Annotated in this window: 26 protein-coding genes, 2 tRNA genes and 1 rRNA gene; 22 read left to right on the forward strand and 7 right to left on the reverse strand. The window is 60.6% G+C overall.

Going from position 1 to position 25,636, the window contains the following annotated elements; genetic code table 11:
• Window positions 1-46 precede the first annotated feature (46 nt).
• The gene (glmS, locus tag ACMNAY_RS10015) at window positions 47-1,885 is read left to right on the forward strand and encodes a glutamine--fructose-6-phosphate transaminase (isomerizing) (protein ID WP_418719271.1); all 1,839 of its coding nucleotides are present in this window, start codon (window positions 47-49) and stop codon (window positions 1,883-1,885) included.
• Window positions 1,886-2,096: 211 nt separating this feature from the next.
• Window positions 2,097-2,954, forward strand: a complete 858-nt coding sequence (locus tag ACMNAY_RS10020) for a DUF3737 family protein (protein WP_418719272.1) — start codon at window positions 2,097-2,099, stop codon at window positions 2,952-2,954.
• A gap of 54 nt (window positions 2,955-3,008) precedes the next feature.
• Here the strand turns inward: ACMNAY_RS10020 and ACMNAY_RS10025 are convergent, their stop codons facing one another.
• Together ACMNAY_RS10025 and ACMNAY_RS10030 are read right to left on the reverse strand one after the other, a co-directional pair.
• Window positions 3,009-3,854, reverse strand: a complete 846-nt coding sequence (locus ACMNAY_RS10025; RefSeq protein WP_418719273.1) for a helix-turn-helix domain-containing protein — start codon at window positions 3,852-3,854, stop codon at window positions 3,009-3,011.
• A 163-nt stretch (window positions 3,855-4,017) separates the two neighbouring features.
• The gene (locus ACMNAY_RS10030) at window positions 4,018-4,788 is read right to left on the reverse strand and encodes an IclR family transcriptional regulator (RefSeq protein WP_418719274.1); all 771 of its coding nucleotides are present in this window, start codon (window positions 4,786-4,788) and stop codon (window positions 4,018-4,020) included.
• A gap of 243 nt (window positions 4,789-5,031) precedes the next feature.
• On the opposite strand from ACMNAY_RS10030, the gene buk reads away from it, so the two are divergent.
• From buk to ACMNAY_RS10065, 7 genes are all read left to right on the forward strand, one after another.
• Window positions 5,032-6,093 (forward strand): butyrate kinase, encoded by a 1,062-nt coding sequence (gene buk / locus ACMNAY_RS10035; protein ID WP_394966575.1) that lies wholly within the window; start codon window positions 5,032-5,034, stop codon window positions 6,091-6,093.
• Window positions 6,090-6,989 carry a phosphate acyltransferase gene (locus ACMNAY_RS10040; RefSeq protein ID WP_394976281.1) on the forward strand — a complete coding sequence of 300 codons (900 nt, stop codon included), beginning with the start codon at window positions 6,090-6,092 and terminating at the stop codon, window positions 6,987-6,989. Before buk ends, ACMNAY_RS10040 begins: the two co-directional genes overlap by 4 nt.
• 68 nt (window positions 6,990-7,057) lie before the next feature.
• Complete coding sequence (locus ACMNAY_RS10045; RefSeq protein WP_418719275.1) at window positions 7,058-8,269, forward strand: acyltransferase family protein; 1,212 nt, start codon at window positions 7,058-7,060, stop codon at window positions 8,267-8,269.
• Between the two features lie 119 nt (window positions 8,270-8,388).
• Entirely contained in the window at window positions 8,389-9,216 is an 828-nt protein-coding gene (locus ACMNAY_RS10050; protein ID WP_394976279.1) for an MBL fold metallo-hydrolase, read from the forward strand.
• A complete protein-coding gene (locus tag ACMNAY_RS10055; protein WP_418719276.1) occupies window positions 9,213-10,679 on the forward strand; it encodes a UbiD family decarboxylase in 1,467 nt (488 codons plus the stop codon). The genes ACMNAY_RS10050 and ACMNAY_RS10055 overlap by 4 nt, the downstream gene beginning before the upstream one ends.
• A 4-nt stretch (window positions 10,680-10,683) precedes the next feature.
• A complete protein-coding gene (locus ACMNAY_RS10060; RefSeq protein ID WP_418719277.1) occupies window positions 10,684-11,253 on the forward strand; it encodes a UbiX family flavin prenyltransferase in 570 nt (189 codons plus the stop codon).
• Window positions 11,238-11,624 (forward strand): hypothetical protein, encoded by a 387-nt coding sequence (locus tag ACMNAY_RS10065; protein WP_418719278.1) that lies wholly within the window; start codon window positions 11,238-11,240, stop codon window positions 11,622-11,624. The genes ACMNAY_RS10060 and ACMNAY_RS10065 overlap by 16 nt, the downstream gene beginning before the upstream one ends.
• A gap of 49 nt (window positions 11,625-11,673) precedes the next feature.
• Here the strand turns inward: ACMNAY_RS10065 and ACMNAY_RS10070 are convergent, their stop codons facing one another.
• Window positions 11,674-12,357, reverse strand: coding sequence for a TIGR00266 family protein (locus ACMNAY_RS10070; RefSeq protein WP_418719279.1), 684 nt, complete (start codon window positions 12,355-12,357; stop codon window positions 11,674-11,676).
• A 103-nt stretch (window positions 12,358-12,460) separates the two neighbouring features.
• Window positions 12,461-12,700 carry a permease of phosphate ABC transporter gene (locus ACMNAY_RS10075; protein ID WP_418719280.1) on the reverse strand — a complete coding sequence of 80 codons (240 nt, stop codon included), beginning with the start codon at window positions 12,698-12,700 and terminating at the stop codon, window positions 12,461-12,463.
• Window positions 12,701-12,809: 109 nt separating this feature from the next.
• Here ACMNAY_RS10075 and ACMNAY_RS10080 point away from each other — a divergent pair, with 109 nt between their 5' ends.
• From ACMNAY_RS10080 to ACMNAY_RS10100, 5 genes are all read left to right on the forward strand, one after another.
• The gene (locus ACMNAY_RS10080) at window positions 12,810-13,529 is read left to right on the forward strand and encodes a TraX family protein (protein WP_418719294.1); all 720 of its coding nucleotides are present in this window, start codon (window positions 12,810-12,812) and stop codon (window positions 13,527-13,529) included.
• Window positions 13,530-13,598: 69 nt separating this feature from the next.
• A complete protein-coding gene (locus ACMNAY_RS10085) occupies window positions 13,599-14,216 on the forward strand; it encodes a TetR/AcrR family transcriptional regulator (protein WP_418719281.1) in 618 nt (205 codons plus the stop codon).
• On the forward strand, window positions 14,216-15,049 hold the full coding sequence (locus tag ACMNAY_RS10090) for an ABC transporter ATP-binding protein (RefSeq protein ID WP_418719282.1): 834 nt from the start codon (window positions 14,216-14,218) through the stop codon (window positions 15,047-15,049). Before ACMNAY_RS10085 ends, ACMNAY_RS10090 begins: the two co-directional genes overlap by 1 nt.
• Window positions 15,030-15,827: an ABC transporter permease gene (locus ACMNAY_RS10095; protein ID WP_418719283.1), complete on the forward strand. Its 798-nt coding sequence runs from the start codon at window positions 15,030-15,032 to the stop codon at window positions 15,825-15,827. Before ACMNAY_RS10090 ends, ACMNAY_RS10095 begins: the two co-directional genes overlap by 20 nt.
• A 30-nt stretch (window positions 15,828-15,857) precedes the next feature.
• Window positions 15,858-16,277: a GNAT family N-acetyltransferase gene (locus ACMNAY_RS10100; RefSeq protein ID WP_418719284.1), complete on the forward strand. Its 420-nt coding sequence runs from the start codon at window positions 15,858-15,860 to the stop codon at window positions 16,275-16,277.
• Between the two features lie 106 nt (window positions 16,278-16,383).
• On the opposite strand, the gene ACMNAY_RS10105 is transcribed toward ACMNAY_RS10100, so the two are convergent.
• The 3 genes from ACMNAY_RS10105 to ACMNAY_RS10115 form a co-directional block, all read right to left on the reverse strand.
• Window positions 16,384-16,836 carry a hypothetical protein gene (locus ACMNAY_RS10105; protein WP_418719285.1) on the reverse strand — a complete coding sequence of 151 codons (453 nt, stop codon included), beginning with the start codon at window positions 16,834-16,836 and terminating at the stop codon, window positions 16,384-16,386.
• Window positions 16,837-16,986: 150 nt separating this feature from the next.
• Window positions 16,987-17,062 (reverse strand) — tRNA-Pro (locus ACMNAY_RS10110).
• A 42-nt stretch (window positions 17,063-17,104) separates the two neighbouring features.
• Window positions 17,105-17,178 (reverse strand) — tRNA-Gln (locus ACMNAY_RS10115).
• Window positions 17,179-17,386: 208 nt separating this feature from the next.
• Here ACMNAY_RS10115 and ACMNAY_RS10120 point away from each other — a divergent pair.
• The 8 genes from ACMNAY_RS10120 to ACMNAY_RS10155 form a co-directional block, all read left to right on the forward strand.
• Window positions 17,387-18,463: a 6-phosphofructokinase gene (locus tag ACMNAY_RS10120; RefSeq protein ID WP_418719286.1), complete on the forward strand. Its 1,077-nt coding sequence runs from the start codon at window positions 17,387-17,389 to the stop codon at window positions 18,461-18,463.
• Between the two features lie 333 nt (window positions 18,464-18,796).
• Entirely contained in the window at window positions 18,797-21,499 is a 2,703-nt protein-coding gene (locus ACMNAY_RS10125) for a valine--tRNA ligase (RefSeq protein WP_418719287.1), read from the forward strand.
• Between the two features lie 32 nt (window positions 21,500-21,531).
• Entirely contained in the window at window positions 21,532-22,032 is a 501-nt protein-coding gene (locus tag ACMNAY_RS10130; protein WP_418719288.1) for a VanZ family protein, read from the forward strand.
• A complete protein-coding gene (locus tag ACMNAY_RS10135) occupies window positions 22,032-23,294 on the forward strand; it encodes a bifunctional folylpolyglutamate synthase/dihydrofolate synthase (protein ID WP_418719289.1) in 1,263 nt (420 codons plus the stop codon). The genes ACMNAY_RS10130 and ACMNAY_RS10135 overlap by 1 nt, the downstream gene beginning before the upstream one ends.
• A 115-nt stretch (window positions 23,295-23,409) precedes the next feature.
• Window positions 23,410-23,706 carry an anti-sigma factor antagonist gene (locus ACMNAY_RS10140; RefSeq protein WP_394975482.1) on the forward strand — a complete coding sequence of 99 codons (297 nt, stop codon included), beginning with the start codon at window positions 23,410-23,412 and terminating at the stop codon, window positions 23,704-23,706.
• Between the two features lie 19 nt (window positions 23,707-23,725).
• Complete coding sequence (spoIIAB, locus tag ACMNAY_RS10145) at window positions 23,726-24,160, forward strand: anti-sigma F factor (protein WP_418719290.1); 435 nt, start codon at window positions 23,726-23,728, stop codon at window positions 24,158-24,160.
• A 39-nt stretch (window positions 24,161-24,199) separates the two neighbouring features.
• Window positions 24,200-24,874 carry a sigma-70 family RNA polymerase sigma factor gene (locus tag ACMNAY_RS10150; protein ID WP_394966609.1) on the forward strand — a complete coding sequence of 225 codons (675 nt, stop codon included), beginning with the start codon at window positions 24,200-24,202 and terminating at the stop codon, window positions 24,872-24,874.
• Between the two features lie 539 nt (window positions 24,875-25,413).
• Window positions 25,414-25,636: ribosomal RNA gene (locus ACMNAY_RS10155) — 16S ribosomal RNA — on the forward strand; the annotation flags it as partial.

Here is a 25,636-nt window from a genome sequence, read left to right on the forward strand (position 1 = left end):
GAGGCGATTTTCAGGTGGGAAAAAGTATAACAGGAGGCGATGACCAATGTGCGGGATCGTGGGATACACGGGCGCAAAGCAGGCCGCGCCCCTTCTTTTGGAGGGGCTTTCCAAACTGGAGTACCGGGGCTATGACTCGGCGGGAGTAGCCACCCGGGACGGCGACGCCCCGGTGCAGCTGGTGAAGGCCAAGGGCCGGCTGAAGGTCCTTTCGGAAAAGATCAACGGGGGCCTGGCCCTGCCGGGAAACTGCGGCATCGGCCATACCCGCTGGGCCACCCACGGCGAGCCCAGCGAGACCAATGCCCACCCCCACTGCAGCGACGACATGAACGTGGTGGCGGTGCACAACGGCATCATTGAAAATTATCAGCAGCTGAAAGACAAGCTGACCAAAAAGGGCTACCGCTTTTACTCCACCACCGACACCGAGGTGGCGGTGAAGCTCATCGACTATTACTACAAAAAATACGAGGGCACCCCGGTGGACGCCATCAACCATGCTATGGTGCGCATCCGCGGCTCCTACGCGCTGGCGGTGATGTTCAAGGATTACCCCGGCCAGATCTGGGCTGCCCGTAAGGATAGCCCCATGATCATCGGCGTGGGCGAAGGGGAGACCTTCCTGGCCTCCGACGCGCCGGCCATTCTCAAATTCACCCGGGACGTTTACTACATCGGCAACATGGAGCTGGGCTGCCTGGAGCCGGGCCGGGTGACCTTCTACAACCTGGACGGCGACGTCATCGAAAAGCAGCTCACCACCATCCAGTGGGACTCCGAAGCCGCCGAGAAATCCGGCTACGAGTACTTCATGATGAAGGAGATCCACGAGCAGCCCAAGGCCGTGGCGGACACCCTCCACGCCTTTGTCAAGGACGGTGTGCCGGACCTCTCCGCCGCCGGCCTTTCCGACGAGGAACTCAAGTCGGTGAGCAATGTCTGCGTGGTGGCCTGCGGCTCTGCCTGGCATGTGGGCATGACCGCCCAGTATGTGATTGAGCAGCTGGCCCGGGTGCCGGTGCGGGTGGAGCTGGCGTCGGAGTTCCGCTACCGTCAGCCGCTGCTGGCGGAGGGCACGCTGGTGGTGGTCATCAGTCAGTCCGGCGAAACGGCGGACAGCCTCGCCGCCCTGCGGGAGGCAAAACAGCTGGGCGCCCGCACTTTGGGGGTCGTGAACGTGGTGGGCTCTTCCATTGCCCGCGAGGCGGACAACGTGATGTACACCCTGGCCGGCCCGGAAATTGCCGTGGCCACCACCAAGGCCTACAGTGCCCAGCTGGTGGCGATGTATGTGCTGGCCATCCGTCTGGCGCTGGCGAAGGGCAGCATCGACGCCGACCGCAGCGCCCGGCTGGTGCAGGAGCTGGAAAGCCTGCCCGGCAAAATCGAGAAGATCCTGGAGGACAAGGAGCGGCTGCAGTGGTTCGCCTCCAAGCAGGTGGCCATGCACGACTGCTTCTTCATCGGCCGCGGCATCGACTACGCCATCAGCCTGGAGGGCAGCCTCAAGCTCAAGGAGATCAGCTACATCCACTCCGAGGCCTATGCCGCGGGTGAGCTGAAGCACGGCACCATCAGCCTCATCGAGGAGGGCACGCTGGTGGTGGGCCTTGCTACCCAGGCCGAACTCTACGAAAAAACGGTGAGCAACTTGGTGGAGTGCAAAAGCCGGGGCGCTTATCTGATGGGGCTGACCTGCAGCGGCAACTACGGCATCGAGGACACGGTGGATTTTGCGATCTATGTGCCCCGCACCGACCCGCTGTTTGCCGCATCGCTGGCGGTGGTGCCCCTGCAGCTTCTGAGCTACTATGTGGCGGTGGGCAAAGGCCTGGACGTGGATAAACCCCGCAACCTGGCCAAGAGCGTCACGGTGGAGTGACCCGAATCTTATATCCTCCCTTCGGCGGGGCACGCGGCAAAACGCGCGCCCCGCTGTTTTTACCCTTTGGGCATATTGCGTCTGTTCTATGCCTGCAAGCTATGGAAATGCATAAAATATAAGCATTTGTGCTTTTAAGGTGCGGGGCGTATACTGAGGGTGAAGAAAAGGGCGCTGCAAGCCCCATGGATGAAAAAACGGAGAAACGAGCATGAAGATCATCGAGAATGAGAGCTTTGACCAGGAGCGCGCGCTTTACGGCGTGCGAAACGTGAAAACGGTAAACTGCCGTTTTGAAGGCCCCGCCGACGGCGAAAGCGCCTTCAAGGAGTGCGCGAACATTGCCGCCGAACACTGCTTTTTTGACCTGCGCTACCCCTTCTGGCATGACCGTGGCTTGGAAGTGAAGGGGTGCGACCTCACCGAGAACTGCCGCGCCGCATTGTGGTATTCCCGGCACATCCGCCTGGAGGACACCCGCCTCCACGGCATCAAGGCCCTGCGGGAATGCGCGAATGTGGAGTTGAAAGGCTGCTACATCCGCTCGCCGGAGTTCGGCTGGTCCTCCAAAAAGGTGACCATGGAGGACTGCATCGCCGAGAGCGAGTATTTCATGATGCGCGCCTCCGGCCTGCGGTTTCGGGGCGTGACCTTCTCGGGCAAATACTCCTTTCAGTACATTCACGACGCTGTGCTGGAAAACTGCCGCCTGACCACCAAGGATGCCTTCTGGCACGCCCGTAACGTGGTGGTGAGAAACAGCGTAGTGGAAGGAGAGTACCTGGGATGGTACAGCCAAAATCTCACCTTTGAAAACTGCGTTATCCGGGGCACTCAGCCCCTGTGCTACTGCAAGGGCCTGCGCCTGGTGAACTGCCGCATGGAACACACCGACCTTGCTTTTGAAAAGAGCGAGGTGGAGGCCACCGTCACCACCCCCATCGACAGCGTCAAGAACCCAAAAGCGGGCCGCATCGAGGCTCCCGCCGTGGGCGAAGTCATCCGTGACGACCCCGCCGCCAAAGGCGAGGTTATCTGCACGGCACATCCGGCCGGACACTGCGCGTAAAACAACGCCGAGGCGCTCTCAAACAGGAGCGCCCCGGCGGCTTTTTATCCGGAGTTATTTGTGACGCAGGCTGTGGAGATACCGGGCGGAGAAGCAGAGCAGCACCGCCAGCGCGCCCAGTTGGGCGAAACCGAACAGATAATAAAAAAGCTGCACCGGCCCGACCATACGGAAGAAGTGGGCGAGGACATAGTTGACCGCCGTGCGCACCAGAAAAAGGCCCAGCCACCCTGAGGCCAGCGCGATGAGAGTTTCCCGCCCGGTGGCCAGCGGCAGACGGCGGAAACGCAGCACTGTGACGGCGAGAAGGACCAGGATGACCGCCAGTTCGGCCCAGGCGACGGCGAGACGGATGAAGTTCCAGCTGGGTTCATAGAGGTGGGTCAGAAGCACCAGGCTCCAGGAAATGCCGGTGGCCAGCCGCAGATAGAGCGCAGAGCAGAAATACACCGCCCAGCCGCACCAGAGCCCCGCGTGCTTGCGAAAAATGACACAGATGGCCGCACACAGCCAGAACGGAGCGGCGAACGAAAGGCTCACCAGACCACCGCCCAAAAACAGAAACGCAAAAAACACCATCAGGCCGCACAAAAACAGCACCAGCGCCGCGATTTTCTGCCCGCCGCTCACACCGGTTTTCTGTGCTGGTATGGGAGAGGGGAGAGAAGCGACAGGCGATGGGGCAGGGCAGGGCGCTGTGCCGCTTCGTCCGTGCACCAGATCGTCCAGCGAAACGCCAAAGGCTTCGCTCAGTTTCACAAGTTTATCCAGGTCCGGCACCGAGGCGTCGGTCTCCCATTTGGACACCGATTGGCGGGATACCTCCAGTTTGTCTGCCAGCTCTCCCTGCGACCAGCCGTTTTGTGCCCGCAGGCGGGCAATGTTTTCTCCCAGGCTCATCTTGCGGCCCCCCCTTTCGACTGTACTGGTAAAAGTATATCCGTTTGCCGGCCCGATGTCCACCAAGCCGCCTTGGAAGTTTGGCAACCGGCAGTTGCACCCCCTCAAAAAAGGCCGCCGCACGCTGTTTTTAAAGCGTGCGGCGGCCTTTTTGAAACAAAATTCACAGCAGCGCACTGATACGCTGCGCCGTTTTGAAAAGTGCTTGAACGATGGCGTCCTGCCGGTCGGTAATGCGGGTGCTGGGCCCGGAAATGCTGATGGCAAAATCGGCGGGAGTGTTTTGAGTCCGCTGCACCGGCACTGCGATGGAGATCATGCCCTGCTCGAACCGCTGGTTGTTGATGGCGTAGCCGTGGCTTCGCACAAAGCGCACGTCCTCTTCCAGCTGCTCCCGCGTGGAGATGGAATACTCGGTGCGCTTTTCAAAGATGGCCGAGTCGGCATAGGCGGCGATCTGCTCGTCGCTTAATGTGGAGAGCAGCGCAAGGCCCGTGCTGGTGAGGTGCGGCGGACGGCTGCTGATGGAGCGATCCATCTCCGCCCGCAGCGAAAGATGGGGCAGCGCCTCGTACAGCAGAATGACACGGGAGCGGTTTTCCCAGGTGACCAGGTGGGCGCTTTCATTCACCGTTTCGGTCAGCTGATCCAGCAGAGGCTTGACCACCGGCAGATAGGCTTTCTGCTCGTAGACCCGGTTGCCCAGAGTGAACAGCCGCATCCCCAGGGAATATTTATTGTCCTCGCCCCGGCACAAAAACCCCCGCATCTCCAGGGTGTACACCAGCCGCAGCGCCGTGGTCTTGCCCATGCCCATCCGGGCGGCGATCTCGGTCAGCGAGAGCTTGTCTGTATTGTCAAAAAGGTTCAGAACGCACAGAGCGTTGTCCACCGATTGAAGCAGGTACTGTGCCTGTTCGCTGTTTTTCTGCATACCCACACCTTCACATTTCTTGATCGCTCTCCATTATATCATATTTTTTTGCAATGAAAATATCGTTTTGCGGCGCAAAGGCGTTTTCGTGAACAGATTGCACAAATGGGAATGAAAGGATTTGTGCAAAGAATAACAAAATCCTTTTTTGCTCAAAAAACTGTTGAAATCCGTCGGACGAGTGTTATAATAGGTTCGGATAGTGAAACATGAGTTTCGAAAAATGAAACAGGAGGGGACGCCTTGAAGAAGCTTGGGGTCATCAATCTTGGTTCCACGTCCACCAAGGTTGCTTATTTTGAAGATGACGTGTGTGTGTTTTCCGACTCCATTTCCCATCCCGCTGAGGAGGTCAAACAGTTTGCCTCCAACTGGGATCAGTACGATTACCGCAAAAGCCGCATCGTGGAGTTTTTCGAGTCCAAAGGGGTGGACATCGCCGGGTTGGACGCTTTCGTGAGCCGCGGCGGCCACACCGAACCCATCCACGGCGGTGTGTGGCGCATCAACGAAAAGATGCTGGAAGAATCCCGCAGCATGAAGTACGGCAATCATGTGTCCGACCTGGGCATGCGCATTGCCTACGATCTGGCCAAAGATAAGCACAGCGCCTACATCGTCGACAGCCCCTGCACCGACGAGTTCGAGCCGCTGGCCCGCTACTCCGGTCTGCCGGAGATGCCCCGCCAGAGCCGGTTCCATGTGTTGAACCACAAGGCCTGCGGCCGCGCCTTCTGCAAGGATCACGGCCTGGATTACAATCAGGTCAGCCTGGTGGTGGCCCATCTGGGCGGCGGCACCTCGGTGGCGGCCCACAAGAACGGCAAGCTCATCGACGGCGACAACGGCCTGGAGGGCGACGGCGCTTTCTCCACCAACCGCACCGGCGCGCTGCCGGTGGGCGCGCTGGTGGACGCCTGCTACTCCGGCGAGTATACCCGCGAGCAGATGCACCGCAAGCTCAACGGCCTGGGCGGCATGATGGCTTATGTGAACGACAACGACGTGCTCTCGGTTTATAACAAGGGCATCGCGGGCGATAAGCAGTGCATGGAAGTCATCGACGCCATGGTGTACCAGACCGCCAAGTCCATCGGCGCCATGGCCACCGTGCTGGACGGCAAGGTGGACGCGGTGCTGCTCACCGGCGGCATCGTGCACAACGAGTACATCGTGGAGCAGCTGAAAAAGCGTGTGGGCTTTATCGCGCCGGTATATGTGTATCCCGGCGAGCGGGAGATGCTCTCGCTGGGCCAGCAGACCTATTATGCACTCATTGGCAAAGAGGAGGTTTTTGAACTGTGAAGATCACTTCGTTTGAACAGATGGAAGCCTTTGTGAAAAGCCACGCCGGCCGCAAGAAGATCGCCGTGGCCTGCGCCCATGACGACGTCACCCTGGAAGCGGTGCTGATGGCCGTGGACAAGGGCGTGGTCGACGCGGTGCTCATCGGCAAACAGGCCGAGATCGAGGCGCTGCTGCGGCAATTCGGCAAGGATCCCGCCGCTTTTGAGATCATCGACGAGGCCGACGAGCGCGCCGCCATCGACAAGGCGGTGGCTATGGTGCGCGAGGGTACCGCGGACATCCCCATGAAGGGCCTGATGCACACCGCCACCTTCATGCGGGGCATCCTGGACAAGCAGACCGGCCTTCTGGAACCGGGCGAGCTGCTGAGCCAGGCCTCGGTGTTTGAGATCGAGGAGACCGGCAAGATGCTCATCATCAGCGACTGCGCCGTGAACATCCAGCCGAACGTGGACCAGAAGTGCAAGATCGTTGAGAACGCAGTGAAAGTGGCCAAGTCTCTGGGCGTCGACGAACCCAAGATCGCCATGCTCTCGGCGCTGGAAGTGGTGAACCCCAAGATCCAGGGCACGGTGGACGCCGCCGAGGTGACCGCCCGCCTGAAGGACAAATACCAGATCGACGGCCCCTTCGCGCTGGACAACGCCGTCAGCGAGGACGCTGCTCGTCACAAGGGCATCGACAGCCCCATCGCCGGCAAGGCGGACATCCTCATCGTGCCCGATATGTGGAGCGGCAACATCTTCACCAAAGCGCTGGTTTTCTTCGCCCACATGAAGAGCGCCGGCACCCTGAATGGCCTGCGAAGCCCTGTGGTGATGACCAGCCGCACCGACACCATCGAAAACAAATATTACTCCATTCTCACTTCGGTGCTGGGCACCATTCAATAATTTGGCGGACCTGAACGGCAATTTCTTCCCGTACAGCAAAACATATAAAAGGTAATTGAGGTGTAATCATGCAAACAGCAACGAAAAAACGGAACGTGGCCATCGAGCTGTGGCGTTTTCTGATCGCCTTTGCCATCGTTGGCTTCCACACGGGCTGGATCATCGCCATGAGCTGCAACGGCAGCCTGGGCTATTGGATGGAGAGCAGCAACTGGTTCTTCGGTTCCAGCGAAGTGCTGCTGATCTTCACTGTCACCGCCGGCTACTTCATGGTGGCTCATTTCAATAAGCGCAAGAGCGACGGCGTTTACATGGCCCGCAGCGCTTCCTCCCGCGCCTGGGAGTACACCTGGGCCCGCGTGAAGGCTCTGCTGCCTGTTCTGATCCTGGGCTACGTCCTGGGCGTTATCATCAGCACCGGCTTCTTCTATCAGGACTACACCGTGCAGCAGGTGCTGGCCATGGTGGTGAACAGTATCTGGGAGTTCCTGGGGTTCCACGCCGCGGGCTTCCGTTCCACCGGCAACCAGTTCTTTAACCTGAACGGCACCCTGTGGTTCATCTCTGCCATGATCATCGTGGGTTACTTCATGTACTGGGCCCTGTGCAAGAACGAGGACGTGTTCTGCGGCTTCGTTGCCCCCCTGACCTTCATCTTCCTGGGCGGCTGGTGGTGCTTCAGCGGCACCCGCGCTGCCCAGACCGCCTGGTCCACTCTGGGCCTGCAGACCGCTTCCACCAACGGCATGGGCGGCAGCGCCGGCGACACCACCGCCATGCTGGGCTTCAACAACGGCCTGCTCTACGTCATGCTTGGCATGATGGGCGGCTGCATGGTATACTACCTGGTAAAGAAAGCCTCCGAGGTCACCTTCTCCGGCGCCGCCAAGGCCGCGCTGACCCTGGTGAACATCGTTTGCAGCGTGCTGCTTCTGTGGTACACCATCTATCAGCCCACCTACTTCATGCTGGACCGCTGGACCGTTGCTCTGCTGTGCATCGTGGTCATCACCCTGTCCCTGATGAACAAGGACGGCCTGACCGCCGCGCTGAACAACAACGTCACCAGCAAGCTGTTCGCTTATCTGGGCGGTATCTCCCTGTATGTGTACATGCTGCACTATCCTGTTGCCATCCTGGTGCTGCGCGTCATGGGCAAGAACACCGAAGAAACCATCTACTCCTTCTGGACTGTGTTCGTCCCCACCGTGGTCATCACCATGGTGCTCAGCGTCATCACCAAGTTCGCGATGGAGAAGACCATCCTGAAAAAGAAATAAGTTCTCTTCTTCCTCCATATAAAGAAGATTGCCGTGCATGGACAAAAAATCGGGAAGCAGTCTGTTCTGCTTCCCGATTTCCGGCTGTTACGGCGCAGATGAAAGAAAGGAATGGCCCCGTGGAACCATTCAGAATCCAGCATCTTTCCTCCCGCATTGTGCGTATCACCGGCCCGATGCATGAAAACATCTACCTGGTCAAGGGCGACGAGCGCGCCGCTCTCATTGACAGCGGCAGCGGCTTCGGCAGCCTGCGCCGGGTGGTGGACGGCCTTACCGCCCTTCCGCTGACGGTGCTGCTCACCCACGGCCATATGGACCACGCCATGGGGGCTGGGGAGTTCGGCGAGGTCCGGATGAACCCGCAGGATATCCCCGTCTTTTGTGACCATGCCCGGCCGGACTACCGCCGCGCATTTCTGCGCGTCACCTGCCGGGAAAAGGCCGATACACTGCCCATGGTCCCCGCCGCAGAGCCTGGGCAGTTCCGCCCCCTCGCCGACGGCGACAGCTTCGATCTGGGCGGGCTGCACCTGGATGTGTTTGGATGTCCGGGCCACACGCCCGGCTCCGTGGTGGTGCTGCTGCGGGAGCTGCGCATTCTGTTCATGGGGGACGCCTGCAGCAACTTCACCTTCCTGGCAGGGAAGGAGTGCCTGCCCGTCGAAGCGTACCGGGAGAACCTCCTGGCGCTGAAAGAACGGCTGGCGGGCAGGTTTGACACCGTGCTGGACGCCCACGGCACCGGCGAGCTGCCGGCAGACATCATGGACGGTGTGCTGGAAGTGTGTGATGATGTGCTCGCCGGCCGCACCGATGATGTGCCCTACGCTTTTGGCGGCTGCAGGGGAGTGCTGGCAAAGGCACGCCTTCCCCACAGCCAACTGCGGGCGGACGGCAAAACCGGAAACATTTTTTACCGAAAAGAAAGGAACGGTACAGCATGAACAACAAGGTGACCGATTTGCGCAGCGCCCTGGCGCTGCTGAAAGAGATGCCCGGCCAGCTCATCGAGACCGATGTGGAAGTGGACCCCATGGCAGAACTGGCCGGAGTGTACCGCCATGTGGGTGCCGGAGGGACCGTGATGCGCCCCACCAAAGAGGGCCCCGCCATGATCTTCAACAATGTGAAAGGCCATCCCGGTGCGAAGGTGGCCATCGGCCTGCTGGCCAGCCGCAGCCGTGTAGCCGCCCTGCTGGGGCGCGACGCCCGGGAGCTTGGTAAGGCCATGTACGAGAGCGTGGCGAACCCCGTGCCGCCGGTGCTGGGGGAGGGCCCCGCCCCCTGCCAGGAAGTGGTGCACAAGGCCACCGACCCGGACTTTGACCTGTTCAAGCTGGTGCCCGCCCCCACCAACACCCCCGACGACGCCGGCCCCTACATCACTTTGGGCATGTGCTACGCCACCCACCCGGACACCGGCCGCAGCGACGTGACCATTCACCGCTTGTGCATCCAAAGTAAGGACGAGCTGTCCATCTTCTTCACCCCCGGCGCGCGCCACATCGGCGCCATGGCCGAGCGGGCGGAGCAGCTGGGCCAGCGTCTGCCCATCTCCATCAGCATCGGCGTGGACCCTGCCATCGAGATCGGCTCCTGCTTTGAGGCCCCTACTACCCCCATGGGCTACGATGAGCTGGCGGTGGCAGGCGCGCTGCGGGGCGAGCCGGTGAAGCTGTGCAAGTGCCTCACTGTCAACGAAAAGGCCATCGCCAACGCGGAGTACGTCATCGAGGGCGAGGTGGTGCCCGGCGTGCGGGTCCAGGAGGACCAGAACAGCCACTCCGGCTTTGCCATGCCCGAGTTCCCCGGCTACACCGGCCCCGCATCCTCCGATTGCTGGCTCATCAAGGTCACTGCGGTGACCACCCGTAAGGACCCCATCATGCAGACCTGCATCGGCCCAAGCGAGGAGCACGTCTCCATGGCGGGCATTCCCACCGAGGCCTCCATCTGGGGCATGGTGGACAAGGCCATGCCCGGCCGGCTGCAGAACGTCTACTGTGCCTCCGCCGGCGGCGGCAAGTACATGGCGGTGCTCCAATTCAAGAAGCTGGCCCCCAGCGATGAGGGCCGCCAGCGCCAGGCGGCGCTGCTGGCCTTCTCCGCCTTCAGCGAGCTCAAGCACATCTTCCTGGTGGACGAGGACGTGGATTGCTTCGACATGAACGACGTGCTCTGGGCCATGAACACCCGCTTCCAGGGCGATGCGGACATCATCACCATCCCTGGCGTGCGCTGCCATCCTCTGGACCCCTCCAACGACCCCAGCTGTTCGAAGTCCATCCAGGACCACGGCATCGCCTGCAAGACCATCTTCGACTGCACCGTGCCCTACGACCAGAAAGCCCGGTTTGCCCGCGCCCGCTTTATGGACGTGAACCCCGCCCACTGGGTAAAGGAGTGACAGCATGAACAGGGATACCATCGTGGTGGGCGCCTCCGGCGCCAGCGGAATGCCGCTGTTCATCCAATGCCTAAAGCTCATCCGCGCTGCCGGACGCTCTGCCGTGCTCATCATGAGCGACAGCGCCGCTCTCACCCTGCGCCAGGAGACGGGCCTGGAGCCCGCCGACCTGGCCGGATTGGCGGACGCAGTTTACGGGCCGGACGAAGTGGGCGCACCCCCCGCCAGCGGCTCCTGGCCTGCGGCGGGCATGCTGGTGGTGCCCTGCAGCATGAAGACGGCGGCGGGCATCTGTGCCGGCTACGCCGACAATCTGCTGCTGCGCGCGGCGGATGTGACCATCAAGGAGCATCGTCCGTTGGTGCTGGCCGCCCGTGAAACACCCATGAGCGCCATCCACCTGCGCAACCTGCATGAATTGGCCATGCTTCCCACGGTGCGCGTCATTCCGCCCATGCTCACTTTCTACCACAAACCCGGGACCATTGACGAGATGGTCTATCACATCGCCGCAAAACTGGTGGAGCCCTTCGGCGTGGAAGCAAAGGAGTATCGCAGATGGCAGGGACTGTGAAAAAACTTGAACGATCGGCCCGCCTTTTCTTCGGGGAGCTGCGCGCCGAGGCCGTTTTGCTGAACGACAGCTGCCACGTTCTTTTATATGGCGGGCAGTCACCCCACATCGGATGCACCGTGCTGGCCCAGCCCCGCCCCTCGCTCACGGGAGACGGCTCGGGCGGAGCCACCGCTTCGGTGCTCAATGTCTGCGGCCACAAGGACGAAGCGCTCTGCCGCTTGCTGGCCGAAACTGTGGCGGCGCGCACCCAGCGCGTCACCGTGTGCAGCGGCGGCTTCCATCAGGACGGCATCACCCCGGAACAGATCGGCGAGGTAGTGCAGGCTGCCCGTGCTCTGGCCGAGGAACTGGTCGGGGAAGTTCATTAAAAACAAAAGAGCCGTTCCCGCATGGGGAACGGCTCTTTTATTGCTGTGTTCAGTTGTTGCTGGAGGGGAAGAAGGGCCGCAGCACGGCGGCCACGTTGCTGATGGGCATGGTCTGCAGCCAGATGTGGCCCGGGCCGGTGACCACCGTATTGAACAGACCCTCGCCGCCGAAGAAAGCGTTCTTCACGCCCGGCACGGTGACGATGTCCACGGAGCAGGAGGCGTCCATGGCGGCGATGTAGCCGGTGTCCACCACCAACGACTGGCCGGCGCTCAGTTCATACTCCACCACATGGCCGTCGAACTCGGCAAAAGCGATACCCTGGCCGGAGAGCTTCTGCATGATGAAGCCCTCGCCGCCGAAGAAGCCGGCGCCCAGCTTTTTCTGGAAAAAGACCGAGAGCTCCACGCCCGCCTCCGCGGCCAGGAAACCGCTCTTCTGCACCACCAGCTCTTTGCCGGGGGCAATCTCAAAGGCGCGAATGCTGCCGGGGAAACTGGAGGCAAAGGCAATGAGGCCGGGTCCGCCCTGCGCTGTGTAGCGGTTCTGGAACAGAGCCTCGCCCGCCAGCAAGCGGCCAAACGCCTTGCCCAGGCCGCCGTTCGTGGTGGTCTCCATTCTCATGTTGGGGGTCATCCAGCTCATGCTGCCCCGCTCGGTAATCATTGTTTCGCCCGCGGCCAGCTGGCAAGTCACCACCGGCAGCGGTTCGCCCGCGATCTGATATTGCATCTTTCATGCCTCCTTTTTATTATGGGGTTTACTATCACTATAAGGGCCGAGGCCCGACTGCGTCAAGAGGGCCGGCCGCACAAGCATCATGGCGTTTTGTTGGTCATTCTGCCGAATCGGAAACGCCTTTTGGCAGCGTCATGCGAAAGCAGTCCACCATCAGCGTGGCCCAGGTCAGCAGGAATACCTCCGCGCAGACCTGCTTTGCCAGCCGGCGGCCCCGATGAGGCATCGCAAGACCTACCAGGATCCCCAGCGCAAGCATGCAGAATTTCAGCAGGGCAACGTCCTTCCAGTCCCATTGGCGGATGCAGTCGTTTGCCCAGTCCAGCAGCTTTTTCATGATGGCCTCCTTTTCTTCGTGCAAAGGGATATGTTATACTTTTATCATAACGCGCGCGGCCCGGCGCGGCAAGAGCGCAGGGCAAAAAGGAGGGGCTGTTTTGAAAAAAATGCCGGAGCTCAGCTCCTTTGGCTTACACCTGCTGGCCATGGCGCTGATGCTGGTCGATCATCTCTGCATTGCCCTCGCGCCGCAACTGTTGTGGATGCACTGTGTGGGGCGGCTGGCCTTTCCCATCTTTGCCTTCCTGATGGCGGAAGGCTTTTATCACACCCGCAGCCGCGCACGGTATGCACGCCGGCTGCTGGTGTTTGCTCTGCTCTCGGAAGTGCCCTTCGACCTGCTGGCGTCGGGCAGGCCCTTTGACCTGGCTCATCAGAATGTGCTCTGGACCTTCCTCATCGCCCTTGGCAGCATGCAGCTGCTGGAGCGCGCGGCGGCCACGTCCCGCCCGGCGGGCCGGCTTGCGCTGGGGGCGGCGGCCACGCTGGGCGGTTTTGCGGCGGCCACGCTGTTCATGACGGACTACTTCGGCCCCGGCGTCTGGATGGTGCTGGTGTTTTACCTGTTCCGGGGCGAGGGCTGGCAGCAGCGCCTGAGCCAGCTGGCGGGGCTTCTGCTGCTGAACGGGGCGCTGCTGGCGGGGCAGACCGTCCGGCTGTTCGGCCTTCCGGTGCCTGTTCAAAGTTTCGCGGTGCTTGCGCTGGCGCCCATCTGGCTTTACCGGGGGCGGCAGGGTCCCCATGGCCGGGCGGTGCGCTGGCTTTTCTACGGGTTCTATCCTGCCCATCTTCTGGTGCTGGCGGCGGCTTCTGCTCTCGCAAACTGACCCCTTGAAAATCTGAGTCAATGCCGTATACTTTGAGTCAAAGCAAATCGGTCAAAGGGAGGCGGTCAGGTGAACGAAGCCTTTTTTGCGCTGGAGGAAGAAAAGCAGCGGGCGGTCTTTAACGCAGCCATGGAGGTGTTCTCCCGTTGGGAGTACAAGCGCGCCTCCACCGACCTCATCGCCGCCAAGGCGGGAGTGTCCAAGGGGCTTTTGTTTTATTACTTCCACAACAAAAAGACCCTGTATCTCGAAACCTTTGCTTACGCCCAGCGACTGGTGAGCGCGTTCATTCAGGAGACAGTCCCCATCCGCAGCGCCGATTTTTTTGACCGACTGGGCGGCGCTTCCCGGGAAAAGATGCGTTTGATGGCTCAGAGCCCCTTTTTGCTGGATTTTTGCGTCCGCGCCTATTATTCCGAAGGGGAAGACGTCTCCGCGGAGCTGCGCCGGAAGATCGGCGGCGAGCTGGGCGGGCTGTACGCCACCTGGTTTGAGGGAGTGGACACCGGCAGATTCCGGCCCGGAGTGGACCCGGCCCATCTGCTGAATATGATCGCATGGATGACCGATGGTTACATCCACACCCGGCGGATGGAGGGAAAGCCGCTGGATCTGGAGGAAATGATGGCGGAAGTGGATGGCTGGATGAAGCTGTTCCGCGCCTATGCATACAAGGAGGAAGAATGATGAGCATGCTGGAAGTGGAGCGCCTGACCCGCGATTACGGTGGGGGAAAGGGCGTGTTTGATTTGTCCTTCCGGGTGGGAGAGGGCGAAGTGTTCGGCTTCCTCGGGCCAAACGGCGCGGGAAAGACCACCACCATCCGCCATTTGATGGGATTCATCCGCCCGAAAGCGGGCGCCTGCCGCATCGACGGCATGGACTGCTGGCGCCAGCGGGAGAGCATCCAGCGGGAGCTGGGGTACATTCCCGGCGAGATCGGCTTTTTTGATGATATGACCGGCGAGGAGTTTCTGCGCTTTATCGAGTGCTACCGGGGCCGCACGGGCGGCAGCCGCAAGACGGAGCTGCTGGAGATGTTCGAACTGTCGCCCAAGGGCCGCATCAAAAAGATGAGCAAGGGCATGAAACAGAAGCTGGGCATCGTGGCCGCCTTTATGCACGACCCACGCATCCTGGTGCTGGACGAGCCCACCTCGGGCCTCGACCCACTGATGCAGAACCGCTTCATCCAGTTGCTGGACGTGGAAAAAGCCCGCGGCAAGACCATTCTCCTTTCCAGCCACATCTTTGAAGAGGTGGAGCGCACCTGCGACCGGGTGGGCATCATCCGCGCCGGGCGGCTGGTGGCCGACGATTCGGTGGAGACTCTGCGCGGGCAGTATCTGCGCAGCTACACCGTCACGCTGGAAAGCCCGGAGCAGGCCGCGGCCTTTGCCCGGGACTTTGCCGGCAAGCAGGATGGCACAAAGGTGACCGTGCGGGCGCAAAAGAGCCTGGAGGCTATTTTTCTGGAGTATTACGGGGGAGGGGAAGGCCATGAATCCCACACTGTATAAGCGGGAAATGAAAGGCAGCGTAAAGCTGCTGGTGATATTCGGAGCGGTGATGACCATGTATGTGACCATCATCATCTCCATGTACGAGCCGGATATGCTCAAACTGCTGGACAGCTACGCCCAGGCCATGCCGGAACTGATGGCCGCCGTGGGCATGACCCCCGGCGCGGCCGATCTGCTGGGCTTTATGATCTCTTATATCTATAGGTTCATCCTGCTGGTGTTCCCCATGGTGTACTGCATCCTGCGGGCCAACGGGCTTGTGGCAAAATATGTGGACCGGGGCTCTATGGCCAGCCTCCTGGCCGCTCCGGTGCGGCGCAGTTCCATCGCCCTGACCCAGGCCGCCGTCCTGATCACCGGCACGGTGCTGCTGGTGGGCTATGTCACGGGGCTGGAACTGGCGGTGTGCGAAGCGTATTTTCCCGGAGAATTGGCGGCGAAGGAACTGCTGGCGGTGAATGGGGGCCTGCTCTGCCTGCAGCTGTTCATCGGCGGCGTGTGCTTTCTTTTCTCCTGCATCTTCTCGGACACAAAGTACAGCCTGGCCTTCGGCGCGGGCGTGCCCGCGGTGATGTTCCTGCTGCAGATGCTGGCCAACGCCGGCGAAGCGGCGGAAAAGGCCCGCTGCTTCACCTTCTTCACCCTCTTCGACCCCAAGGGTTTGGCTGCGGGCGAAGGAGAGGCGGTGCTCTTTGCCGCGCTGCTGCTGGCGAGCGCGGCGGCGCTCTATGCCGTAGGCACGGTGGTGTTCTGCAAAAAGGACCTGCATGTGTGATGCCCGATAAGAAAACAGGAGGAAACAAACGTGCTGCATTTCAAAATGTATGAGCAACTGCCGCTGGAGGCTGTGCAGATCCGGCAGGAGGTCTTTGTGGAGGAACAGGGGTTCGAAGTGGAATTCGACGAGACCGACCACCACGCCCGTCATATCGTCCTGTTTGATGATGAAATGCCGGTGGGCGTCTGCCGCTTTTACCTGGACGATGATAAAAACGCCTACGTCCTTGGGCGAGTGGCGGTGCGAAAAGAGTTTCGCGGCCGGTCCTTCGGCCTGATGCTGGTGCAGGAGGCGGAAAAACAGGTTCGTGCCTTGCGGGGGGACAAGCTGCTCCTTGCCGCGCAGACACGGGTGCGGGAATTTTATGAAAAACAGGGGTATGCCGCCGAGGGCGAAGAGTTCCTGGACGAATACTGCCCCCATATCTGGATGAGCAAAGCGCTGTGAAATAAAAAAGGGAACGGACGGCTTGTGGCCGTCCGTTCCCTTTTGGCAATTATAGAATGAGGTCCTTACCCCAATCAGCACAAACCTCAGTATTATCATGACGTACTCAACGCGTTAGACTGTTTCGGAGTTCTGACATCCGAATATACCCATTTTCATCCTCGACGTCCGACGAAAGAATGCTCATGGTTTCAATGATTTCTGAAATATTAGATTGACTGATTTCCGGACTCAACACCAAACACCCATATACTTCATTGCAGAAAGTGTAGTTGGCAGCTTTATTTGTTCCTTCCGTCAATGAATGATATGCTTGCTGAAAAGAGCGAAAAGCGGCAACCCCGTACCAATAGCTGCTTTCACAACCGTTAGTTTGATATTCCGTAAACTGGATACAAGCATCAGCGGCACTTGCCTGTGCCAATGCCCTGATATCATCCTTGTTGCTTTTTTGACTTTGCCAGAGTAGCATAAAGGTTACGGTGGAAATGGAAAGACAAACGATTAAAAAATCTGAAATCGCTTTGCCATATCGTGAACTCCTTGCAAACATCATCAAAAATTTGTTTAGAATCTTTATTATAAGAATATACCATATACTAGACGATTTTACCATTACAAAGATTCTGGACACCATTTCCATATATGAGATAGTAAGAGATCGGCGCGATAACAAAAATACCGCAGAGGGCAATCCCTCTGCGGTATTTGGTCGGAGTGGCGGGATTTGAACCCACGGCTTCCTAGTCCCGAACCAGGCGCGCTACCAACTGCGCTACACCCCGAAAAAAACAGCAGCAGCAAATGCCGCGCTGCTGCTGTTTCTTTGGTTGGAGAAGAAGGATTCGAACCCTCACAAACAGAGTCAGAGTCTGTCGTGCTACCCTTACACAATTCTCCAATATGTTTGCCCTGCGAGGCGTTCTCGCGAGTGCTTTATTATTATAGCGAAGGTATGAGCGTTTGTCAACACCCCTTTTCGAAAAATTTTACGTTTTGCTTTTTTTCAAAATCCATTGACAAAAAGCCCGCGGTAGGACTACTCTTAAACTACAAATTGGAAAACGCGCCTCGATGCTTGGGCGTGCTCAAAAAGGGGATATGTAAAGATGAAACGACGTGTGGGCATCCTCACTTCCGGCGGCGACTGCCCGGGCCTGAACGCAACCCTTCGGGGCGTTGCGAAGGCGCTGTACGAGCGCATGGGAGACGATGTGGAGATCATTGGTATCCTGAACGGCTACCAGGGCCTCATTGACGGCGACTGGCGTGTGATGGAGCCGCGGGAGTTTTCCGGTATCCTCACCGTGGGCGGCACCATTCTGGGCACCAAGCGCACCCCCTTCAAGCTGATGCGCGTGGTGGGCGACGATAAGGTGGACAAGGTCGCCGCCATGAAAAAGAACTATAAGGAAATGAAGCTGGACTGCCTGCTCTGCCTGGGCGGCAACGGCACTCACAAGACCGCCAACCTGCTGGCACAGGAAGGGCTGAACATCATCGGCTTGCCCAAGACCATCGACAATGACATCTACGGCACCGACGTCACCTTCGGCTTCCACACTGCGGTGGACATCGCCACCGAGGTCATCGACCGCATCCACACCACCGCCGGCAGCCACAGCCGCTGCATGGTGGTGGAGATCATGGGCAACAAGGCCGGCTGGCTGACCCTCTACTCCGGCATTGCCGGCGGGGCGGACATCATCCTCATCCCCGAACTGCCCTACACCATTGAAAACGTCTGCGCCGCAGTAGAAAAACGCGCCAAAGAGGGCAAGGCTTTCTCCATCATCGCCGTGGCCGAGGGCGTTTACGATGCCGAGGAGGCCCGCATGAAGAAGAAGGAGCGGGCCGCGAAGCGGGCCGCCGCCGGCGAGCGCACCGCCACCAACCGCATTGCCCGCCAGATCGAGGAGATGACCGGCTGCGAGACCCGCGTCTGCGTGCCCGGGCACATGCAGCGGGGCGGCAGCCCTTCCGCCTACGACCGGGTGCTGGCCACCCGCTTCGGCACCTACGCGGCGAAGCTGGTCGCCCACGAGCACTACGGCGTCACCGTGGCCATGGTGAACGGCCACGTCACCGAGAATCCGCTGGAAGAGATCGCCGGCAAGAGCCGCCTGGTGCCCGAGGGCCACGGCATGCTGGAGGTGGCCCGCAGCATGGGCGTGTGCCTGGGCTGAATGTATTGACAAAGCCCCTGCCTCCGCTCTATAATGTAGAATCATAAATGCGCCGAGGAAGAGGGCGCGCCGCAACCCCTTTTTGCAGAGAGCCGGGCCGCAGGCTGTAAGCCCGGCAAAAGGCGCGGCGGGCTGTCGCTTCTGAGCAGGCGCGGTGAAAACCAGTAGCCGCGCACGACCTGCCCCCGTTACCGGGCTCTCGAGTGGCTGCGCGCCCGCCGCGCGGCAATTTGGGTGGTACCGCGGTTTTGTACTTTACAGGCCGTCCCAAGTGTGTTCACACATGGGGCGGCCTTTTTGCACGCCCCGCCAGATCTTGCAGGAGGGAAGAAAATGAAAGAACTGGAAAAGCTCTACGACCCCGCCCGTGTGGAGGACGACGTCTATGCCTTCTGGCTGAACGGCGGCTATTTCCACACCAAGGCAGACCCGGACAAAACGCCCTACACCATCGTGATGCCGCCGCCCAACGTCACCGGCCAGCTGCACATGGGCCACGCCATGAACGGCACCTGGCAGGACATCCTCATCCGCTTCAAGCGGATGCAGGGTTACGCCGCCCTGTGGCTGCCCGGCACCGACCACGCCTCCATCGCCACCGAGGCCAAGGTGGTGGCCCAGATGAAGGAAGAGGGACTCACCAAGGAGGTGCTGGGCCGGGAGGGCTTTTTGGAGCGTGCCTGGGCCTGGAAAAACCAGTACGGCAGCCGCATCGTCAGCCAGTTCAAGAAGCTGGGCTGCTCCTGTGACTGGGAGCGGGAGCGCTTCACCATGGACGAGGGCTGCTCCGAGGCGGTGCTGGAGGTCTTTGTCAATCTTTATAACAAGGGCCTGATCTACCGGGGCAACCGGATGGTCAACTGGTGCCCCCACTGCAACACCTCCATCTCCGACGCCGAGGTGGAGTACGCGGAGAAGCCGGGCCATTTCTGGCATCTGCTCTACCCGGTGAAGGAGACCGGCGAGATGCTGGAGCTGGCCACCACCCGCCCCGAGACCATGCTGGGCGACACCGCGGTAGCCATCAATACCGAGGACGAGCGCTATGCCCATCTCCACGGCTGCCATGTGGTGCTGCCGCTGGTGGGCCGGGAGATCCCCATCGTCTGCGACGAGCACGCCGACATGGAGAAGGGCACCGGCGTGGTGAAGATCACCCCCGCCCACGATCCCAACGACTTTGAGGTGGGCCAGCGCCACAACCTGCCCATGGTCCGCGTGCTCACCTACGACGGCCACATGACCGGTGCGGCCGACCGGGCCGCCTGGGAGGAGCTGAAGGCCAGCGGCCACGCCAGCGCGGACGAGCCCGAGGTGCTGGACTGCGGCAAGTACGCCGGCATGACTGCCGCCGAGGCCCGCAAGGCCATCCTGGCGGACCTGGAGGCGGGCGGCTATCTCAAAGCCACCGAGGACATCACCCACGAGGTGGGCACCTGCTACCGCTGCCACACCGTCATCGAGCCGATGATCTCCAAGCAGTGGTTCGTCAGGATGGACCCGCTGGCCGGCCCTGCCATCGAGAGCGTGGAGAAGGGTGAGATCAAGTTCGTGCCTGAGCGCTTCACCAAGAACTACATCAACTGGATGAAGGGCAGCCGCGATTGGTGCATCAGCCGTCAGCTGTGGTGGGGTCACCGCATCCCCGCATGGTATTGCGCCGACTGCGGCGCCACCATTGTGGCCAAATCCGCGCCCGGCACCTGCCCCCACTGCGGCAGCACTGCCCTGGAGCAGGACCCCGACACGCTGGACACCTGGTTCTCCAGCGCCCTGTGGCCCTTCAGCACCCTGGGCTGGCCCAAGCAGACCGAGGACCTGGCCTACTTCTATCCCACCAACACGCTGGTCACCGCCTATGACATCATCGGGTTCTGGGTGTCCCGCATGATCTTCTCCGGCCTGGCCTACACCGGCAAGGCCCCCTTCGACACCGTGCTCATCCACGGCCTGGTGCGGGACGCCCAGGGCCGCAAGATGTCCAAGAGCCTGGGCAACGGCATCGACCCGCTGGAGGTCATCCGGGACTACGGCGCCGACGCGCTGCGCCTGACCCTGGTGCTGGGCGGCACGCCCGGCAACGACACCCGCTTCTCCGACGAGAAGATCAAGGCCAGCCGCAACTTTGCCAACAAGCTGTGGAACGCTACCCGCTTTGTGATGATGAACCTGCCGGAGGACTTTGAGGCCGGTCTGCCCGCCGCCGACAAGCTGGACCTGAGTGACAAGTGGGTGCTCTCCCGCCTGAACCATCTGGCCCGCGCCGCCACCGAGAATCTGGAAAAGTTCGAGCTGGGCCTGGCCGCGCAGAAGATCCAGGACTTCATCTGGGACGTCTACTGCGACTGGTACATCGAAATCGCCAAGGTGCGCCTGAACGGTGCCGACGCCGCCGAGGCGGACACCGCCCGCAAGGTGCTGGTGTACGTGCTCACCCAGGCGCTCAAGCTGCTGCACCCCTTTATGCCCTTCATCACCGAGGAGATCTATCACGCCCTGCCCGGCACCGGCGAGAGCATCATGATCGAGCAGTGGCCCCAGTTTACCGAGGCGCTGGATTTCTCCGCCGACGAGGCCGACTTTGAGAAGCTGATGGATTACATCAAGGCGGTGCGCAACCTGCGGGCCGAGATGGGCGTTCATCCCGCCAAGCGCAGCAGCATGGTCATCGAGACCTCGGACCCCGCGGCCTTCCGCCGTGGCGGCGAGTATCTGGCCAAGTTCGCCTTTGCCACCTCTGTCACCGTCACCGAGCACTACGACGGCCCCACCGCGGGCATGGTGCAGGCCATCACCCACAGCGCCCGGGGCTTCATCCCCATGCTGGAGCTCATCGATCGGGACAAGGAGCTGGCCCGCCTGAACAAGGAAAAGGCCGGTGCGGAAAAGGAGATCGCCATGTTCAGCCGCCAGCTGGACAATCCCGGCTTTGTGAGCAAGGCCCCCGCCCAGGTGGTGGAGGACATCCGCGCCAAGCTGGCCCGCGCCCAGGACAAACTCACCCGCATCGACGAGAGCATCGCCGCCCTGGGCTGACGGGCCGCGGAACACAGAAAGGAAAACGGCCCTTGGAGACAAAACAAAAAACCAGTGTCTTACTCATTCTCGTCCGCATCCTGTTCACAGGGTGCCTGGTGTACAGCATCTGGTTCATCTTCCACAACTCGCTGCAGATCGCGCAGGTCTCCGGTGAGCAGAGCCGGCGCGTGCAGGAATTGCTGAACGCGCTGGCCGCTCAGGTGGGGCTGGGCCCCTTCTCGATGCACACCGTGCGCAAGATGGCCCACTTTGCCGAATTTGCCCTGCAGGGCTTCTGGTTCATGCTCTGCCTGCGAGTCTACACCCGTCATTTTGTCCGCCATGTCAGCTGGCCGCTGCTCTGCGGTTTGCTGGTGGCGGTCATCGACGAGACCATCCAGCTCTATGTTCCGGGGCGCTCTTCCAGCACGCTGGACGTGCTGCTGGATTTTTCGGGCGTGTGCTGCGGCTTGTTCGCGGCCCTGCTGATTTTGTTGTTCTTCCGCATGTGCGGCATTCTGTGGCGAAACAGGGAAAGGGATGTTGAGTGATGCAGACTGCTCTGGAATGGCTGCAAAGCCTGCCCCGCCTTTCGGGCGAGCCGGGCCTTGACCGAATGAAGGCGCTTCTGGCCGCGCTGGGTGACCCGCAGAAACGGGGCCGCTATGTCCATATCGCGGGCACCAACGGCAAAGGCAGCGTGGCGGCCTTCACCGCAAATATCCTCCAAAAGGCCGGCTTCAAAACGGGGCTGACCATCTCCCCCTATGTGCGGGATTTCCGCGAGCGGTTCCAGATCGACGGGCAGATGATCCCGCCCGACGCGCTGGAGCGACTGGCCGCGAAGGTGCGCGCCGCCGCCGAAACGCTGACGGAGCTTCCGGTGCAGTTCGAGGCGGTCACCGCGCTGGCCCTCGCCTGGTTCGACGAGGAGCAGTGCGACATCGCCGTGCTGGAGACCGGCCTCGGCGGCCGCTTTGACGCCACCAACGCGGTGGAGAATACCCTGGTGGCGGCCATCACCCGCATCGACCTGGACCACACCGAGCTGCTGGGCGGCACGGTGGAGGAAATCGCGGCGGAAAAAGCGGGCATCATCAAGCCAGGCTGCATCGCAGTCACCTATCCGGTGCAGGAAAAGGGAGCTTTGCAGGCCATCGCCGCCGCCTGCATCCGCGAAAAGGCGGACCTGGTGGCCCCCGAAGCGGAGGACATCCATCTTCGCCGCGGCGGCCTGTTCGAAAACCGCCTGGAGTACGGCGGCTATGAGGTGAACCTTGCCCTGCCCGGGGCGCATCAGGCTTGCAATGCGGCCATGGCCATTGAAATTGCGCTGGCCTTGTGGCGGCAGGGGATGGACATCCCCGATGAAGCCATTCTGGAAGGCCTGGAAACCACCCGCTTCCCGGCCCGCATTGAGGTGCTGCGCAGGGAGCCGCTGGTGCTGCTGGACGGCAGCCATAACCCGGCGGGCGCGGCGGCTCTGGCCGCTACTCTCAAGGCCCAGAAGCTTCCGCAAAAGCCGGTGGCAGTGTTGGGTGTCCTGGCGGACAAGGCGGTCGCCGAAATGCTCCGCGCGCTGGGCGACTGCTTCGGCACCATCTATGCCGTCACGCCGGACTGCCCCCGGGCCATGAGCGCCGAAGCGCTGGCCGAACTGGCGGCCCGGGAGCTGCCGGAGGTGCCGGTCTATCCCTGCGCCGATCTGGACGAGGCGCTGAACGCGGCCCTCGGCCTGCCCCAGGGCGCGGTGGTCTGCGGCTCGCTCTACCTGGCGGCCCAGGCCCGGCCGAAGCTGCTGGAACGGCTGTGACCCATCGCCGCCATGTTGCGGCAAAATATTCGCACCCGACCCCGTATACTTGGTAATTGCCAGGTATACGGGGCTTTTTGTTTGCATATATGCCGGGCAAAGGAGGAAAAGAAGGATGGCAAAGGTCACGTTCACCCACGCAGGCGATACCCTTATCGCCTATCTTGCGGGGGAGATCGATCACCACACCGCTCAGCTTTTGCGGGAGCAGATCGACGGCCAGATCGCCGGCAGCATGCCCGCCCAGCTGGTGATGGATTTCGGCGGCGTGGATTTCATGGACTCCAGCGGGGTGGGGCTCATTCTGGGCCGGGCAAAGCAGATGCAGGCGCTGGAAGGCAGCCTCACCGTGCAGAAAGCGCCGCCCGCCGTGGCCAAGATGCTGCGGCTGGCCCGCATCGAATCCATATAAATAAAGGAGCGCACAGGCAATGAAAGCAAAAAATCTGGTCAAGCTCAGCTTTTACTCCCGCAGCGTCAACGAGGGCTTTGCCCGGGGCGCACTGGCGGCCTTTCTGGCCCAGGCGGATCCTACCGTGCCCGAGCTGGCAGACATAAAGACCGCCGTCAGCGAGGCGGTCACCAACTGCATCGTCCATGCCTATCCCGGCGGGGTGGGGCTGGTGCACATGTCCGTCGCTCTGTATGAGGGCGGAAAGGTCAAGATCACCATTTCTGATAAGGGCGTGGGCATCGCCGATGTGGAAAAGGCCATGCAGCCCATGTTCACCACCGGCAACCCGGAGGAGCGGGCGGGCCTGGGCTTTGCGGTGATGCAAAGCTTCATGGACAAGGTCAAGGTCACTAGCAAGCCGGGTCAGGGCACCCGTGTGGTGATGACCAAGACCCTCGCCGGCCGCGGCTGAACCTCTCTTACATACCTTATATAGAGAGGGGGCTTTTCCGTGCCGACCAAACTTGGCCCGCGGGAGGAGTTCATACAAAACAATCTGGGCCTTGTCCATGCCTGCGCGGGGCGCTTCCGGGGGCGGGGCATCGAATACGATGATCTCTATTCCGCCGGCTGCATGGGTCTCGTCAAGGCTTACGACGGGTTCGACGAGGACCGGGGCGTGCAGTTTTCCACCTACGCGGTGCCGGTCATTCTGGGAGAGATAAAGAAACTGTTCCGGGACGGCGGTACCGTCAAGGTGAGCCGTTCGCTCAAGGAGCTGGGCCTTAAGGTGAACGCCCTGCGGGAGAGCATCATCAAAAACACAGGTGCCGAGCCCACCGTGAACCAGTTGGCCGAAGCGCTGGGGGAGCGGCCGGAACAGGTGGCGCTGGCCATTCGTGCCGGCCAGCCGGCCATCTCCCTCACGCCCGCCGCCGACGCCGAGGACTCCCGCCAGCTGGATATCCCCATCGACTCCCCGGAGGAGGATCTGGCGGACCGCATCGGGCTGGAAGAGGTGCTGTCCGGTCTGCCGCCCAAAGACCGCACGCTCATCTATCTTCGTTTTTTCTCGGGCAAGACCCAAAGCGAGACTGCCCGTGTGCTGGGCACCACACAAGTTCAGATCTCCCGCAGAGAGCGAAAAATACTCAGGGAGATGCGGGAACTTTTGCTCCAGGGCTGAAAAAACACAAGAAATTTTTCGCGGAAAGGCGGCCAAAGGCCGCTTTTCTTTTGCTTTTGCGGGAAAACGTTCAATACGGATAGTAATGTGACTGGTAGCCTTTCAAACGGTTTCGTACAGGCTGTATAAACGGCTGCTGCAAACAGTCTGGAAAATCAACAAAATGGGGCAAGACAAATGGGCAAAATGCCAAAAGACTGACTTTTCGTCAAAAAACCTGTTCTGACCCGTTGACTTTTCGCTTGCAAGTGTGGTATTATAACGGAGCCGCAGGACACGAGGTTATCCGAGTGGAAAACTTGCGAAAAATCTTTCAAAAAACTCTTGACAAAGAGAAAAACGAGAGATATAATAAGCAAGCTGCCTCGCAAGAGGGGCGGCGAGAGGACCTTGAAAATTGAACAATAAGAAGAACTTGAAGGACCCTTTTTGAGTGTGGAAAACACTTTAAAAATTCCAAAAAGTAATTCACAGGACGCAAGCGATTGTGTCTGAGAATGCAGCGATTTAAATTCAGAGTAATCTGGTTTAGATACCATTTTATAAAGAGTTTGATCCTGGCTCAGGACGAACGCTGGCGGCGCGCCTAACACATGCAAGTCGAACGGAGTTGTTTCAGCTGAAGCTTTCGGGTGGACGCAGGAATAACTTAGTGGCGAACGGGTGAGTAACACGTGAGGAACCTGCCCTGGAGTGGGGGACAACAGTTGGAAACGACTGCTAATACCGCATAAGCCCACAGCACCGCATGGTGCAGAGGGA

It is taken from the genome of Candidatus Allofournierella merdipullorum, assembly GCF_048426865.1.
Classification (GTDB): Bacteria; Bacillota; Clostridia; order Oscillospirales; family Ruminococcaceae; genus Allofournierella_A; species Allofournierella_A merdipullorum.